The 14,587-nt window shown below is 70.8% G+C and carries 13 protein-coding genes; 6 read left to right on the plus strand and 7 right to left on the minus strand.

Annotated features, from left to right (window positions below):
• Window positions 1-133: 133 nt before the first annotated feature.
• Both SM418_RS18505 and SM418_RS18510 read right to left on the minus strand, forming a co-directional pair.
• A complete protein-coding gene (locus tag SM418_RS18505) occupies window positions 134-325 on the minus strand; it encodes a DUF397 domain-containing protein (RefSeq protein ID WP_371942428.1) in 192 nt (63 codons plus the stop codon).
• Window positions 322-1,137: a helix-turn-helix domain-containing protein gene (locus tag SM418_RS18510; protein ID WP_371942427.1), complete on the minus strand. Its 816-nt coding sequence runs from the start codon at window positions 1,135-1,137 to the stop codon at window positions 322-324. The genes SM418_RS18505 and SM418_RS18510 overlap by 4 nt, the downstream gene beginning before the upstream one ends.
• 141 nt (window positions 1,138-1,278) lie before the next feature.
• Here SM418_RS18510 and SM418_RS18515 point away from each other — a divergent pair, with 141 nt between their 5' ends.
• Window positions 1,279-1,740 carry an ATP-binding protein gene (locus SM418_RS18515; RefSeq protein WP_371942426.1) on the plus strand — a complete coding sequence of 154 codons (462 nt, stop codon included), beginning with the start codon at window positions 1,279-1,281 and terminating at the stop codon, window positions 1,738-1,740.
• Window positions 1,741-1,892: 152 nt separating this feature from the next.
• On the opposite strand, the gene SM418_RS18520 is transcribed toward SM418_RS18515, so the two are convergent.
• Together SM418_RS18520 and SM418_RS18525 are read right to left on the minus strand one after the other, a co-directional pair.
• Window positions 1,893-2,426 (minus strand): hypothetical protein, encoded by a 534-nt coding sequence (locus SM418_RS18520; protein WP_371942425.1) that lies wholly within the window; start codon window positions 2,424-2,426, stop codon window positions 1,893-1,895.
• 895 nt (window positions 2,427-3,321) lie between these two features.
• The gene (locus tag SM418_RS18525; RefSeq protein ID WP_371942424.1) at window positions 3,322-6,456 is read right to left on the minus strand and encodes an AfsR/SARP family transcriptional regulator; all 3,135 of its coding nucleotides are present in this window, start codon (window positions 6,454-6,456) and stop codon (window positions 3,322-3,324) included.
• 204 nt (window positions 6,457-6,660) lie between these two features.
• Here SM418_RS18525 and SM418_RS18530 point away from each other — a divergent pair, with 204 nt between their 5' ends.
• The 3 genes from SM418_RS18530 to SM418_RS18540 are packed head-to-tail and all read left to right on the plus strand — an operon-like array spanning window position 6,661 to window position 9,564.
• Window positions 6,661-7,833: a hypothetical protein gene (locus tag SM418_RS18530; protein WP_371942423.1), complete on the plus strand. Its 1,173-nt coding sequence runs from the start codon at window positions 6,661-6,663 to the stop codon at window positions 7,831-7,833.
• A gap of 1 nt (window position 7,834) precedes the next feature.
• Window positions 7,835-9,070, plus strand: coding sequence for a hypothetical protein (locus SM418_RS18535; RefSeq protein ID WP_371942422.1), 1,236 nt, complete (start codon window positions 7,835-7,837; stop codon window positions 9,068-9,070).
• Window positions 9,070-9,564 carry a hypothetical protein gene (locus SM418_RS18540; RefSeq protein WP_371942421.1) on the plus strand — a complete coding sequence of 165 codons (495 nt, stop codon included), beginning with the start codon at window positions 9,070-9,072 and terminating at the stop codon, window positions 9,562-9,564. Before SM418_RS18535 ends, SM418_RS18540 begins: the two co-directional genes overlap by 1 nt.
• On the opposite strand, the gene SM418_RS18545 is transcribed toward SM418_RS18540, so the two are convergent.
• Entirely contained in the window at window positions 9,509-11,635 is a 2,127-nt protein-coding gene (locus tag SM418_RS18545) for a tetratricopeptide repeat protein (RefSeq protein ID WP_371942420.1), read from the minus strand. The two genes, SM418_RS18540 and SM418_RS18545, sit on opposite strands and share 56 nt — an antisense overlap.
• A gap of 186 nt (window positions 11,636-11,821) precedes the next feature.
• Between SM418_RS18545 and SM418_RS18550 the strand changes: the two genes are divergently transcribed.
• Window positions 11,822-12,187, plus strand: coding sequence for a hypothetical protein (locus tag SM418_RS18550; protein ID WP_371942419.1), 366 nt, complete (start codon window positions 11,822-11,824; stop codon window positions 12,185-12,187).
• A 17-nt stretch (window positions 12,188-12,204) separates the two neighbouring features.
• On the opposite strand, the gene SM418_RS18555 is transcribed toward SM418_RS18550, so the two are convergent.
• Window positions 12,205-13,146 (minus strand): DUF5954 family protein, encoded by a 942-nt coding sequence (locus SM418_RS18555; RefSeq protein ID WP_371942418.1) that lies wholly within the window; start codon window positions 13,144-13,146, stop codon window positions 12,205-12,207.
• 120 nt (window positions 13,147-13,266) lie between these two features.
• Complete coding sequence (locus SM418_RS18560; RefSeq protein WP_371942417.1) at window positions 13,267-13,443, minus strand: hypothetical protein; 177 nt, start codon at window positions 13,441-13,443, stop codon at window positions 13,267-13,269.
• Window positions 13,444-13,771: 328 nt separating this feature from the next.
• Here SM418_RS18560 and SM418_RS18565 point away from each other — a divergent pair, with 328 nt between their 5' ends.
• Complete coding sequence (locus tag SM418_RS18565; protein WP_371942416.1) at window positions 13,772-14,575, plus strand: SAM-dependent methyltransferase; 804 nt, start codon at window positions 13,772-13,774, stop codon at window positions 14,573-14,575.
• The last annotated feature ends 12 nt before the right edge of the window (window positions 14,576-14,587 follow it).

Below are 14,587 nucleotides of genomic sequence, written 5' to 3' on the forward strand. Positions count from 1 at the left end.
CCAACATTCGCGCAAGACCATGTAATGAGCCGTTGACCGGCCAGGCCACGATGCGGGCGGGGCATCTCCCGGACATGCCAGCGGCCCCGCCGGAAGGCGAGGCCGTTGCGTTACCTGTTGGGGGACGAAGGGTCTACAGGTGCAGCCCTCCCCGCTTCACAGCGGTGATGAGCTGGGCAAAGCTATGCGTGGAGAGCATGAGGTGTCCGGTGTCAGGAGCCTTGCTGTCGCGCACACCGATTACGGTGTTGAGGCTCGCGACCTCAACACAGTCGCCGCCCGTGGAACTAGAGCGGCTCGACTTACGCCAGGCGGGCTCGGTCATCGCGTGGTCTCCATCTGATCGGCGATCAACCTACGGGTCAGGGTCTCAGGCAGCGCCCGCGCCCCGATTCGCTCCCACCGTAGTCCCATATCGATAAGCTTTGCCGGATCAGTGATCAATCTTCCCTCTATCGCGGCCTCGATGTAGACCACATCGCCACGCCCGACCGTCATCAGCTTGAACGAGCCGTCTTGCCCCATATGCGCGCCGGCTTCCCAAGGGATGATGCGCACCATGGCGTGCGGCCAATCGGCCACCTTGAGGAGGGCGGCGAGCTGCTCACGCATCACTTCCCGCCCGCCGACCTGGCGCGTGATCACTGCCTGATCAAGCAACACGTAGAACTGCGGGGGGTTGGGCCCATCCAGGATCGCCTGGCGCGCCAACCGCTGCTCCCATAGCTCGTCCGCTCCCGGCTTGCCGATCCCTGCGGAGTCGAACCCAGCCCGCGCGTAACCCTCCGTCTGAATAAGACCTGGGACCCACAGACTCTCGTAGGCCCTGATGACAGACGCCTTTGCCTCGTACTCAATGTTCTGGTGGCGCCAGTCTGGGTCGTGCATCGACTCCGCATATCGGCGAATTCGGACGAAATGGCCGCGAGTATGCCAAAGCTGGTCAATAATTTCGGCCTTGCGTTCGGGTACTTTCGATGTGCCCGATTCGTAGTTCGAAACCGTGGAGTCGTCAACTCCCAGGATCTCGGCGAGCTGGGCCTGTGACAGGTTGCGTTCGATGCGCCATATGCGCAGGTCAACGGCCAGCCAGTGCCATGGGTTGTTGTCCGGATCGAGTCGGTCGGCCTTCCGCATTCAAGATCCTTAATGTTGATATTCCTGAGCGAAAGAAGACAAGCATAACCGTCCGACGTCAGGCTGTGGACAGAAACGCAAACCGCGAGAGGGCGGCCGATGTCCGCGACACCCATAATGGACAAAAATCACCAAAACATATTGAGCGAGATCTTCCGGGCCTATCCGGAAACCGTCTATCTCGCACGCGAAGTCGTGAAGAGCGCGCTCGCCTCCTGGGGGCTTGGCGCCTTCGAGGGGGACGCCGTACAGATCATGAGCGAGCTGGCGTCCAACGCGGCCAGGCTGTGCGAGGGCAGGAAGATCCGCGTGTGGATCAGCCGGATCGACCAGGGCGTCGAGATGTGCGTCTGGGACGACCACCCCGGCCGGCCCGTGATCCAGCACCCCCACGAGTTCGGCACGTCGGGGCGCGGCCTGATCCTCGTTCAGGCGCTCGCCTCCGGCGGCTGCGGCTGGTTCGACCTGGGCGAAGGCAAAGCAGTGTGGGCGCGGATCGCGATCGACCACGGATACATGCTGGGTGCCGCGCGCAAGGCGGGCTGCCCGATCCTCACGCCCTTGCAGCACGTGGACCGGCCGCACGTCCCGCTGCGCTCATAGACCGCCCCCGCCCTGCGGAGCGCGTCCCACCGGTTCCCCCAACCTGGTGGGTTCCCCCAACGCCCGCAGGGCGGGAGGCCAACAACTCGCCCCGGGCGTCGGCGTCAGCCCCGCCAAATCGATGCCTGTGCAAGGCGTCTGCTCCAGATCACCTACGCGTCAACCAGCTTCATAAGGGCTTCCCGCTTGTCTGAAGGAGCGTCGCGTAGCACCTGCCGAGCACGCAGAAGGGCGTCCACATCAGCGGCGGCGGCGGCGACCTCTGCGGCAACCGAGTCGATCTTCCCGAGTCCGGCATCGGCAAGCCAGCGAGACACCTGTGCCCAGGAGTACAGCTTGACGCGGCTGCCGCGATGGATGGCCGGAGCGGGAAAGCCTCCAGGCCCGCGTTCACCGGTCGTCCAGTGCCCGACCGCCGGGGCGGATCTGCCGGTCTTCTCGGCGATGTCGTCGATGGTCACCAGGTCTTCCATGACGCCGGTCACCGCCAGTCCACTGCGCTCGCTGTCGTCGATGGCCGACAGGACCGCCCCGATCGCGTTGGGCGCCTCGCGCGAGAACAGGATCGTGCCGCCCTGTTCATCGCCGGAGAGTTGACCGTCAACGCAACGCGAGTACAGCCGCTCTGCGGCCTCCTCAAGGTCACTGACCGGGCCGACCTCAAGCTCGAACCAGTAGGTGCTCATCAACCCTCCCCTTCCCGCCGTGCGGCCACCTTGGCGTCGTGCTGTCGCATCCGCCTAAAGATCTTCTGCGCCTCGTGTTCGTCGACGTCGGGAATTCCGTTGATCGAGAAAGGAGGGGCGCAGCAGCCGGGGCCGCCAGGACAGGACGCCCTCGCATAGGCGTGAGCCCGTCCGCTGGTGTAGGTGATCTTCCACCCGGCTTCCTCTAACTCTTTGATGGCCGCCCGCGCGCGCTTCCCTTACGTGTAGTGATAGGACTACACGTGTAGGTCTAGACTAAACATGCCCTTCTGATGGTGCCTTGCCACGCTTGCTCCCGCTGGGCCGCGCGGCCTCCGGCGAGGTGAGACGCACTTGCCCGACCTCGGATGGTGGTAGCGCCCGCACCTGCAGCCGCTCTCCAGACCCGCCCTGTGGTTCCCCCTGGACAACGCAACAGAGGCGCCGCACATGCGACGCCTCTGCGAGCGGCAGGCCGGGCGGGGCTACCCTCGGCCCACCCGACCCGGTATCACAACCTCAACCAGTCATATGGATACAAACCACCACGATAATCGGCGCCACGGTGAGCACCAGACCAGTGGTCAGTGCGTTATGAAAAAGGCGGGTCATGCAAATCCAATCCACTTGAGAGCAAGGAACCCGCCGGTCTGTCCGGGTTCCTGGTGAGATCGTACTCAGTCCGGCTGCTTGTGCGCGGCAACTTTGTGGCTCTCGTGCCTGACAGACCGAGATGTGGCATTGCGTGGGAGGGGCGGAGGCGAGGCGTCGGCTCGGCGTACACCCGGCGGGCGTCGCAGATTAGAACCGGTTTCTTGAATGATGTTCGGCACTGCGCGACGAGGTGTTCGAGTCACACGTCCGGCGGAAAATAGAATGAGTTCTAGTTTAGGGGTCAGGTGCCGGTGGCGTGGTCCAGGGACTGGAGGCGGGTTCGCAGGTCGTGCGCCTCCGGGAGGTTCAGGGTGGTGAAGATCCGGAGGGCCTCCTCCCACGGACGGCGGGCGGCTTCGCTGCCCTGGACGTGGAGGAGGGCTGCGCCCAGGCTCGCCAAGGACCTCGCCCTCTCGTCGGGGACGTCTATTTCGGTGGCTAGGGCATAAGCCTGCCGGAGGTGCTCGACCGCGGCGGGATAACGGCCAGACGCGGTCAGCGCCTCGCCTAGATGGCGGAGGGCCGCTGTCTCTTCATAACGCACCTTGATGGAGCGTGAAATGGCGAGGGCTCGCTCGTGGTGAATGAGAGCCTCGCCGTAGCGGCCGATGTTGTGGAAAGTGGCGCCGATACCGATGAGGGTGTCGACCTGGGTGCGTCGATCGCCCAATTCCATCGCTATCGCGAGTGCCGCCCGGTAATTGGCCAGGGCTGTTTCGTGATCTCTGGTGCGGCGGTGGACGTGGGCCGCGTTGATGAGCACGATGGCCTCGTGCTGGCGGCTCAGCTCGGCGGCGCCGGCGGTCTGCGCGTAGTACCCGGCGGCGCGATCGACGTCGCCCATGCGGATCATCAGGTCGCCCATGTTGTTGAGCGCCATCGTCCGGAGGTGCGGGACGTCGATCTCGGTGAGGATCGCGAGTGCTTCGAGGCGGAGCCGTTCGGCCTGGCGGTAGTCGCCGGTGAACTCCAGAATGATCGCGGTGCGATCGAGGTTCTCGGCCTCTCCGCGCCGGTCGCCGAGAGAGCGGTGGATTTCCAGTGCCTCCCGGCAGCGGACCAATGCTTCGGGGAACCGGGACTGCTGCCAGTGGATGAGGCTTATACGGCCGAGAATATGGGCCTCTCCGCGGCGGTCACCGGTCGAACGATGGATTGCCAGTGCTTTTTCCGCATTTTCCATCGCGGTGTCGTAGTCGCCGACGCGGAAACGGATGTGGCTCAGATCCGCCAGGGCGCGGGCGGTACCCGGACGGTCGTCCAGGCCCTGGAGCGCCTCGACCGCCTCGGTGTGCAGGCGTGCGGCGGCGTCCCAGTGGCCGCGCGACTCCAGATGGGCGGCGAGCACACCCGAGAAGCGGGCGACGTGCGTCGCTGAGCCGATGCGGCCGGATTCGGCTGCGGCGTTCAGGAGGCAGGCGTGCTCGGCGGCGAACCATGCGGTTGCGTCCACCTCGTTCGTCAGGGGCGGCAAGTCCTGCATGTCGGGCCCCGGGGCGTCCGGGCGGTGCTGGGACAGCAGGTGGTTCGCGTGGTTGGCCGCGGCCAGGTAGAAGTCGAGGATTCGGTGGATGGTCCGGCGGCGGTCCTCATCGGTGTCGGTCTCGCGGGCGAGGCGGCGGGCGTAGTCCTGGACGAGGTCGTGGAAGCGGTAGCGGCCCCGGACCGGCTCGGTGATCAAATGCCGGTCGAGCAGGTCCTCCAGGATCCGCTCCGCCTCCCGGACCGGGCACGTCAAGGCTGCGGCCGCCGCTTCCGCCGTCAGGTCGGGGCCGGGGTGCAGGCCGAACGCGCGGAACGCATCCCGCAGCCGCGGCGGGAGGCCGCGATAGGAGACCTCGAACACGGTGGTGATCTCGCGGTCCTCGTCGCGCAACTCGTCCAGCCTCCGGTCGTCGGGTGCCAGCCGGGCCAGCAGGTCGCGGGTGTCCCAGGCGCGGCGGTGACGCAGCCGGCTCGCCGCCATGCTCACCGCGAGCGGCAGCCGCCCGCAGCGTTCCACGACCGCGGCGACGTCGGCGCCCGCCTCCGCGCGGCCGGGGCCCGCGATGCCGGTGAACAGCACCATCGCGTCCCGGACGGGCAGAGTCTCCAGCGACAGCGGCCAGGCGTCGTGGAGCCCGGTCAGCCGGCGGCGGCTCGTCACTATCACCAGGCAGCCGGCGGACGCCGGGAGCAGCGGCCGGACCTGGTCGTGCCCGGCGGCGTCGTCCAGCACGAGGATCGCGCGGCTGCCCGCCAGCTCGGACCGCCACAGTGCGGCGCGCTCCTCCAGCGCCCGCGGCATCCGCGTCACCGGAACGCCGATCATGCGGAGCAGCGTGTCGAGCGCGTCCGCCGGATCGACGGGCTTCTGCCGGGCGTCATGCGCGTGCAGCTCCAGATACATGGTCCCGTCGGGGTAGTGCTCGGCCAGCCGGTGCGCCAGGTGGACCGCGAGCGCCGACTTGCCGACCCCGGCCATGCCGTCGATGGCAATGACGGTCATCGCGGAACCGGCGGGCGGGCCGGTGATGCCCGGCACCGTGTCCATGAGCTGCCGCATCTCCTCGTCGCGTCCGACGAACACCCGCGCGTGGTGCGGCAGGGTGTGCGGGCGCCGGTCCACGCTCAACTGGGTGCCGGGGACGCGCAGCAGGTCCGGGTCGCCTTGCAGGATCTGCTGCTGGAGCCGCCGCAGCCCGGGGCCCGGGTCGGTTCCGAGTTCCGTCGCGAAGAGGCTGTGCGCGCGCCGGTAGACGTCCAGCGCCTCCGCCTGCCGCCCGCAGCGGTAGAGCGCTTTCATCAGCCGTTCGACGGGCCGTTCGTCCAGCGGATGGCGCTCGGTGAGATCTGATAACTCGCGGAGGACGTCGGCGTGATTTCCGTGCTTCAACTCCAGGTCGATGCGCGCGAACGCGGCGGACAGCAGCTCCTGCTCCAGAATGTGCCGGGTGCGTTCGGCCCAGCCCCCGGAGAGGTCGGCGAGCGGTTCGGCCCGGCACAACTCCGCGGCCTGGCGATGGTGGTCGAGGGCGTATTCGTCGTCCCCGCTTTCGGCGATCGCCCGTGCCTGGCCGTGCAGCCGCCGAAACCGGTAAAGGTCGACCGATTCATCGTCGACATCCAGCAGATAAGCCCCCTGCCGGGAGATCAGCGCGGCGCCCTCCGCGTCCTCCAGCCTGTGGCGCAGCCGCGTCATGTAGACCTGGAGGCCCTGCCGGGCCTTTGCCGGCGGGTCGCGGTCCCACACTCGGCGGATGATGGTCTCGGTGGGCACCGGCTGCCGGAGCGCGAGGAGCAGTACGGCCAGCACGCAGCGTTCCTTGGGCGTTCCAAGGTCGCGCCGCCGGCCGTTCACCCACAGCTCGACGGGCCCCATGATGCGGAACTCCACCGGTTCCCCTTTGTGGAAATCTCTCCTCGTGAGCCGATTTTGGCACCGTGCGTACCGAATGGCCAGAGGAGTCGCGCGTTCTCCGCACCTTGCCGCTGATCCCACTACTCGTCGAGTCAGGATGATTGCAAGTTTTCGTCAAGCTCTCCGATAGACACTCGAATCCGGAGGGGCGGTTCATTTCGATCCGCGACGGAGGAACGGATGGCAGCATCCAAGGTCGAAGGGGGTTCGTTGACGGCAATGACCGGCTTCGAATGGCGTCGGGCCCTGACCGGGTTCGACCCCGGCTGGTGGGGACGGCTGGGGGACCGGCGCACCGTGCTGGTTGTGGTGGGCTCGCCCGTACCGGGGCAGCCCGCACTGGACGTGGCGCGACTCGCGGGAACCGACCCGCGGCTGCGCGTGCTCTTCGCGGCGGCCCCCGGGCCGTCCTCGACCGCAGTGGAGGTGATGCTCAAGGACGCGGGCGCAGCCCCGCTGCGCTGGTCTGAACTGGAGGGCGGTGACGTCGGCCTGGTCGTCACCGCGTCCCGGATTCCCGCGCGCCCGCCGGACGCGCCGCTCGTAGTCCTGCCGGGAGCGAACCCAGGGGAGGCTGCACACCGGCCTGCGGTGACCGTGTTCACCTGCGCGCACCGCCTGGACCGGCCTCCCGACGCCGGGGACGGCGGCACGGCCGTGGTCGGCGACTCCGACCATGATCGTTTAGTGGCGAGCCTGCCGCTGCGCGACTTCTACCGGCGCGCCCTCGGCGTCGGCGGGCGGCGCCGGCTCGTGGTGGTGGCCCTGCCCGAGTCCGGCGGCGCCCGGCCGTGTGTCCGCTGCCGGCCGCTGGACGTCGTGGGCCGCCTGCTCGCCGAGCTGCCGGCCGACCGGTACTACGTTCTCGGCGTCCCGGAGCCGGACGGTGTCCGGTGCGCGGGCGGACCCGGGCTCGCCGTCCACCTGCGGGACGGGCTCGGGCTCATGCCGCCGGAGGCGGACTGGCGCGCGGCGCTCGTCGCCGCCGACTGGATCATCGGGCCGCCCGGCCACGTCACCCGGTACGGGACGGTCACCGGCGCCCCGGTGCTGCTCACCGGGACGGCGGCGGGCGGCGCGCTGCGCCTCCTCGCCGCCCGGCTCGCGGCGCACCGTCCCGTCCGGCCGCAGCTGATCGAGGCGGCGGCGCGGTGGCGGCCGGAGCGGGTCCGTCCGGTCCTCGGGCGGATCACGTCCGAGCCGGGACGGTTCGACCGCAACATGCGCAGCCTGATGTACGGGCTGCTGCGGCTGCCGCAGCCCGCCACGATCCCCGTGGCGGACCCGGTCTCGCCGCCGTTCCGCGTCGGCTGCCACGCGGACGCGCTCGTCCGCGCCCGCAGGGGAGGCTGAGATGGACTTCCCATCGGACGGATGGGTGCCGGGCCCGTTCGGGCTGGACGCTCTGAAGGGCTCGACGGTGCAGGCCGGACGGACGGTCCTCGCCGTCGCGCACCATCTGACGGCGGCGACGCGGCTCGCCGACGTCATGCCGCTGCTGGAGACCGACCGGCGGGTCGCCGTCGCCTACACGGCCGCGCCGGCGTCGGCGATCACGGGCGGCCTGGACGCGCATCTGCGGGACCTCGGCGGGCTGGTACTGCCCTGGCGGCAGGCGATCAGCACCCGGTGGGACCTCGTCGTCGCGGCGGGCCACGGGATGCTGGAGAAGCTGCACGGACCGGTCATGACCGTGTCGCACGGCGCCGGTCCGGGCAAGCTGCTGCCCCGCTACGCCGGCTCCGGGCCGCTCTCGGCGCGTCCGGTCAGCGGCCTGATCAGGGAACGGCTCGTCGTCGGCGGGCGGGTCGTGCCGTCGTCGATCGTCCTGCCGCACGACCGGCACCTGGAGATGCTCGAACGCGAGTGCCCCGAGGCGCGCCCGGTGGCGTTCGCCGGCGGCGACCCGTGCCTGGACCGGCTGGTGGCGAGCCTTCCCTACCGGACGGAGTACCGCCGCGCGCTCGGCGTGCGGCCGGGCCGGCGGCTCGTGTTCGTCAGCTCCACCTGGAACGGGGACTCGCTGCTCGGCCGGCACCCCGACCTGCTGCTGCGCGTCGCGGCCGGGCTCCCGCGCGACCGGTACCAGGTCGTCGCCGCGCTGCACCCGAACGTGTGGTCCTTCCACGGAAGACGCCAGGTCATGGCCTGGCATGCGGACTGCCTGCGGCTCGGCGTCCGGCTGTTCCCGCCGGAGGAGGGATGGCGCGCGGGGCTGGTCGCCGCCGATGTGCTCGTCGGCGACCACGGGTCGGTCACCTGCTACGGCGCCGCGATCGGGGTGCCGGTGCTGCTCGGCACCTTCCCCGAGGACTCCGTCGCCCCCGGAACCCACGTGGCCGGGCTCGGCGCGCTCGCGCCGCGCGTCGACTGGGACCGGCCGCTCGCCCCGCAACTGGAGGAGGCGGCGCACGCCTTCTCCGGGCGGGTCCATGCCGCGATGCGGGGCGCCATCAGCTCCCGGCCGGGTGAGGCGGCCCGCCTCATCCGCGGGGAGATGTACCGGCTGCTGCGGCTGCCCGACCGGGACCGCCCGCCGGACGTCGAGCCCGTCCCGCTGCCGGTCCCCAGCGGGCTGAGGGCGGCGTGATGGTCGCGCTGGTACGGGTCTGGGACGACCTGCCCGGCGCGGAGCGGGTGCTCATCGGCGGGAGGGCGCTGACGCTGCGGCGCTCGCCCGCCGGTGGCCCCGCCCCGCCGCCATGCGACGAGCATCTCGCGGCCGGCCCCGGAGAGACGTCCACTGCCCTGCTGGCGTGCGCGGACGTGATCGTCAGCGGAGAAGGGGAACCGGCCCGGCTCCTGGCGGCCTATCCGGGCTGCCTCGTCGCGGCGGTCGCCGCCGGGCGGGCCTGCCTGGTGGCGGTCGGCGATGCGGAGGCGCGGCTCGACCCGGTCCTCGGCGGGACGTGCGCGCCCGCCGACGCCGCCCTGTACGCGTCGGCCGTGCACGCCTGGCTCGTGGCGGGCGGCTCGTTCGGCGCGGTCACCCGGCTCACTCTTCTCCGCGGGAACGCGATCACGATGGTCAGGGTGCGGCATCGCCCGGCGGCACGGCCGGAAGATCGGCGAGCCGTTCCCTGACCGGCGCCTCCTGAGGTGCGCCGAGCCCGGCGTAGAGGGCGAGCGCCTGCTCCAGGAACAGGCGCTCCGCCGCCGGATCGCCCCGGTGCTCGGCCACCCGGGCCAGTTCGCGCAGTGCGCCGGCCTCCACGTGCGGCGCGTCCATCTCCCGCGCGACCTCGCGCGACTCGTGCAGGGCGGCGGCGGCCTCGTCCGGACGTCCGGCCCGAAGCCGGGCCTGACCGAGGCACGTGAGCGTTCGCGCCCGGTGGTAGGGCTCGTCCAGCCGGGTGAACGTCTCCAGGGCGCCGGTCAGCGTCTCTTCGGCTTCCGTATGCCGACCGGCCGCGCTGAGCGCCTCGCCGGTGTGCCGGTCCATCAGCGCGACCCCGCGCGGACGCCCGAGATCGACGTGCACGTCCCGCGCCTGGGCGAACAGCTCGACCGCGCGGGACGGTGCGCCGGTGGCGAGCGCCGCGACGCCGAGTCCTTCGAGCGCCGACGCCTCGCCGAGCCGGTGTCCGGCCTGCCGCTCCAGGGCGAGGGCGGTGTCGTAGTGGTCGGCCGACGCGCCGAAGTCCTGGAGGTTGGCGTGGACGATCCCGAGCCCCTCCAGCATCCGCGCCTGGGCGCGCGGGTCGCCGCAGGACTCGGCGGCGGCGAGCCCCAGCTCGTACATCCGGAGCCACGACGGGTAGTGCTTGCGTTGCACGAACAGCGGCCACATCGCCTCGGCGAGCTGCCAGGTGACGGCGTGCAGCCCGGTCTTGTGGGCCTTCAGCGCGACCGCCGCCAGATTCGGCCGTTCCTGTTCGAGCCACTCCAGCGCCGCCGGGCGGGACGCGAACAGGTCGTCCGGCGGCGCCGCGTACCGCTCGCCGAGGTGCCACCGTCCCGGCATCAGGGTGCGGTCGGCGGCGACGGCCTTCGTCAGGTACCAGCCGGCGAGCCGCGCGAACGCGGCCTCGCGGTCGGACGCCGGGACCTGTCCGAGGGAGGTGTCCCGCGCGTGCAGGCGCACCAGGTCGTGGAAGCCGTACCGGTCTCCGGGGCCTTCGAGCAGCAGGCTGGCGTCCACCAGGCCGTCCAGGAGTTTCGCGGCGTTCTCCTCGTCCGTACCGATGAGGGCCGCCGCGGCGGCGACGCAGAGATCGGGTCCCGGATGGACGCCGAGCAGCCGGTAGGCCGTCGCCTGCGCCTCGTCGAGCGCCTGGTAGGACGTGTTGAACACGGCGCTCACCGAGATGTCCCCCTCGCCGGTGCGCAGCGCGGAGAGCCGCCGCGCCTCGTCGTCGAGTTCGGCCACCGCGCGGGCGATCGGCCAGCGCCGCCGCGCCGCCAGGCGGGCACCGGACGCGCAGACCGCCAGCGGCAGCGTGCCGCAGAGCGCGACCAGCGATCGGGCGTGGTCGCGTTCCGCGCCGATCCGTTCCGCGCCGATCAGGTGCTCCAGCAGTTCGAGCGCCCCCGGCTCGCCGAGCGGATCGACGTCCAGGAACCGCGCGCCGTCCACCACGAGCCCGGTCAGGCGGTGCCGCGAGGTGATCACGACCAGTGACCCGCCCACCCCGGGCAGCAGTGGGCGGACCTGTGCCGCCGAGATGGCGTTGTCGAGCATGACGACCAGGCGGCGCCCGGTGGTCATGGACCGGAACAGCGCGGACTGCTCGTCGGCACCGGCCGGGATGTTCGCGGGGGCGGCGCCGAGGGCCCGCAGGAAGCGTTCCAGCGGCTCGTCGGGCGGGAGCGGCTCGCTCCCGGAGAAGCCGTGCAGGTCGATGAAGAGCTGGCCCTCGTACCGGTCCTTGATCTCGTGCAGCCACCGCAGCGCCAGCGTGGTCTTGCCGACGCCGCCGGGGCCGACGAGGACCACGGGCCCCGGGCCTTCCGCGAGCGCGGCCAGCCGCCGCAGCTCGCCGTGCCGGCCGGCGAACAGCCCCGGTGACGGCAATTGAGCGGGGACGGGAACGGGGTTCGCTCCGGGCGCGGTGATGTGCACCCCGCCGGCGATGGACCCGGCCTGGACGCTGGAACCCGCTATTCTCCCCGTCAGTTCGTTGGTCCACCGGTCCCGTTCGTCGGGAGACTGCACGTTCTATCCAATCCATTGGGTCAGTGGCGTTGATCGCCCCGCTTTACGGTTAAAAGTACCTGATGTCCGCTTAAATATAGGGTGGATGGTATTTGCAATTTTGGTCACGTCATTAATCGCGAACGGGTCAAAATGGCGATTGTCCTTGCCTTTCTCGCGTGATGAACTGGGAAGGTGACCGATCCGATGACCGTCGCCATAGCCACCGCCATGGCCGGCAAGGCCGTTGAAGTAGTCGGGGAGCCGGTCCGGGCCGCCGTCGCCGAGCTGTCCCGGCGGGTCCGCGAGCGCCTGCGCGGTCGGCCGTCCGGCGAGGAGGCGCTGGTGCGGGCCGCCGCCGACCCGACGCCCGAGACGGTCGCGACCCTCGCCTCGGTCATCGAGCACCTGATGGCCGACGACCCCGGGTTCGGGGCGGAGGCGCGGAACCTGTGGAACCAGGCGCAGACGAACGCCGCCGCCACGAACGACGGCGTGGTGAACGTCCTCAACGGGCGGGCCGGGAACGTGATCCAGCTCCGGGACGTCCAGGGCGACCTGAACATCGGCTGACGGTCAGGCGCCGCCCGTCAGCCGTAGCGCTCCTGGTCGGACGGCCGCGGCGCCTCCGGGCCGTCGCGGCCGAGGCGGAGCATCCGGGAGACGCGGACGGTGCGGAACTCGCGCCCGCGGACGCTGAACGAGTGGCCGCGCGTCGCCCGGATCCCCGCGGCCATCGCCTCCCATTCGGCGAGCTCCTCGGCCGACGGCGGGTCGCCCTCGAACTCGCGGAGGCGGGGCAGCCGCCCGGTGAAGTGCCGCGCCAGCCGGTCGCGGGCCTCGCTCGGGTCGTCCCCGCCGGCGAGCGTCGCCCAGGAGTCGCCGTTGAGCTCCACCGAGATGAACGTGGGCGGGAGCAGCACCACCCCCGGTTGTGCCCGGATCGCGTGCCGCGCCTCCGTCCGGACGATGTCCGGGACGGTCCCGGCGGCCGGCATGAACCCGACGAGGTTCAGCCGCAGTTGCGCCTCCCACTGGCCGCACGGCTCCGCCGGATCGATCAGATGGTCGCGCAGCAGGCCGTCCGCGGCGAGGTCGGCGTCGGTGGACCGGGGCGGCTCCAGCACCCGGTCGCCGAACTGGATGAACTTCTCGACCCGGACGATCCGGTACCGGCGGTCGCCGATCTCCCACTCGTCCTTGGCGAGCTGCTCGCCCTCCTCCGGGTCGAGCCGGCCGGCCGCCGCCAGCATGGCCTCGGCGGTCGCCGGGTCGGGCTCGTCGTCGGCGGCCGTCCGCAGGTCGATGGCGAGCCCGTACCGGGCCGCGGACGGCTCGTCCGCCCCGAGCGACCCGATACGCCATTCATTTCCATATTGCATCGCGTGGCCGAAATCGGGGGAGCAGGCGGGGAAGATCTTCGGGTAGCGCAGAATCCGGTCGCCGAGTTCCCGGTCGCGCACCGCCGCGACCGGATCGAGGCGGGCGACCACGTTGATGTGGTCGTACCCGCGCATCAACGCGAAGGTCATGCCCGCATCCTGGCCGCACGCCGCTTCCCCGCGCACGGCTTTCCCGCATTCCCCGGCAGGACCGGCCTGCCTTGCCGCAATTATCCGTCTTTATGCGGTGGGCCTTTCGGCCGTCCCACGTCAAAGGCGCCGCGACGGCGCCCAGCCGTAGTCCCCGGCGGCGATCTCCCTGTCGGTGCCGCACACCCCGACGGCGAGCCCGTCGACCAGCAGGTCGTTCTCCCCGGGCTCCGGGTCGGGGACGTCGGTGACGGCCAGCGAGCCGGCCTTCTCCGGCAGGACGGTCAAGGCGCGCATGGCGTTTCTCCTTCGACGGCTTCCAGCGGTCGGGCCGACGGGCGGCGGGACGGGCTCCCGCTCGGGCGCCGCGCGGTGTCGCCGGGCCCGACGGGCGAGTACGCCTGCCGGGTGTTCCCGATCTGACGTCCGGTAGTCGTGTCGTACTCCTCGCTGAGCGGCCCGAGGCGTAGCACAGGCGCGGACCTGGTCGGCGGCGTGCCGATCGCCCGGCCTCTGTCGGCCATTTCTCCTGCGTGCCCCCGAGACGCCCAAATAGGATCTCTCCGTCGGCCGCGAGTACTTCGCGGCGCTGGGTCGACGTGCGCCCGAAAGAGAGGCCGAACAGATGAACAGCGGCAAAAAGGATTCTCTCGACCTCGATGAGGAGGTCGCGCATCCGGCCCGAATGTACGACTACTACCTGGGCGGCAAGGACAATTACGAGGCGGACCGGACGGCCGCGGAGTCCGCGCTGCGGGCGGCGCCCGAACTGCGGGCCATCGCCCAGGAGAACCGCGCCTTCCTGCGGCGCGCCGTCCGCCATCTGGTGAACTCCGGCGTCCGGCAGTTCCTCGACATCGGCGCCGGGCTGCCGACCCAGCGGAACGTCCACGAGGTGGCGCAGGAGATCGAGCCCCGATCCCGTGTCGTCTATGTCGACAACGACCCGATCGTCCTGGTGCATGCGCGGGCCCTGCTCTCGACGCACCCGCTCGGCAGGACCGCGGTCGTCCGGGCCGACGTCCGCGACCCGGAGTCGATCCTCGCCGACGACCAGGTCCGGTCGCTGATCGACTTCGAGCAGCCGCTCGCGGTGATGCTCGTGTCGGTGCTCCAGTTCGTCCCCGACCGGGAGCCGCAGGACCTCGTCGCCCCGCTGCGGGACGCGATGCCGCGCGGCGGCTACCTGGCCGTCTCCCACCCCACGCAGGACTTCCGCGCCAGCCAGGTCGACGAGGTCGCCAGCACCTACACGCGGGCCAAGGCCCCCGCGGTGCCGCGCCGCAAGGCCGAGATCGAGCGCGTCTTCGACGGCTTCGAACTGCTGGAGCCGGGCATCGTCCAGACCCCGCTGTGGCGCCCGGACGGCCCGGTCGCGCCCCACCTCGACCTCATCTGGATGTACGGCGCGGTCGGCCGCAAGCTCTGACAAACCCCATCC

Source organism: Actinomadura chokoriensis (genome assembly GCF_041463665.1).
GTDB classification, from domain to species: domain Bacteria; phylum Actinomycetota; class Actinomycetes; order Streptosporangiales; family Streptosporangiaceae; genus Spirillospora; species Spirillospora chokoriensis_A.

What these genes read in the sequence shown, in the direction of transcription:
- SM418_RS18565 (WP_371942416.1), top strand. Translation starts at nt 13,772, where the DNA reads ATGAACAGCGGCAAAAAGGATTCTCTCGACCTCGATGAGGAGGTCGCG.
- SM418_RS18535 (WP_371942422.1), top strand. Translation starts at nt 7,835, where the DNA reads ATGGACTTCCCATCGGACGGATGGGTGCCGGGCCCGTTCGGGCTGGAC.
- SM418_RS18505 (WP_371942428.1), bottom strand. Translation starts at nt 325, where the DNA reads ATGACCGAGCCCGCCTGGCGTAAGTCGAGCCGCTCTAGTTCCACGGGC.
- SM418_RS18530 (WP_371942423.1), top strand. Translation starts at nt 6,661, where the DNA reads ATGGCAGCATCCAAGGTCGAAGGGGGTTCGTTGACGGCAATGACCGGC.
- SM418_RS18550 (WP_371942419.1), top strand. Translation starts at nt 11,822, where the DNA reads ATGACCGTCGCCATAGCCACCGCCATGGCCGGCAAGGCCGTTGAAGTA.
- SM418_RS18555 (WP_371942418.1), bottom strand. Translation starts at nt 13,146, where the DNA reads ATGACCTTCGCGTTGATGCGCGGGTACGACCACATCAACGTGGTCGCC.
- SM418_RS18520 (WP_371942425.1), bottom strand. Translation starts at nt 2,426, where the DNA reads ATGAGCACCTACTGGTTCGAGCTTGAGGTCGGCCCGGTCAGTGACCTT.
- SM418_RS18510 (WP_371942427.1), bottom strand. Translation starts at nt 1,137, where the DNA reads ATGCGGAAGGCCGACCGACTCGATCCGGACAACAACCCATGGCACTGG.
- SM418_RS18560 (WP_371942417.1), bottom strand. Translation starts at nt 13,443, where the DNA reads ATGCGCGCCTTGACCGTCCTGCCGGAGAAGGCCGGCTCGCTGGCCGTC.
- SM418_RS18540 (WP_371942421.1), top strand. Translation starts at nt 9,070, where the DNA reads ATGGTCGCGCTGGTACGGGTCTGGGACGACCTGCCCGGCGCGGAGCGG.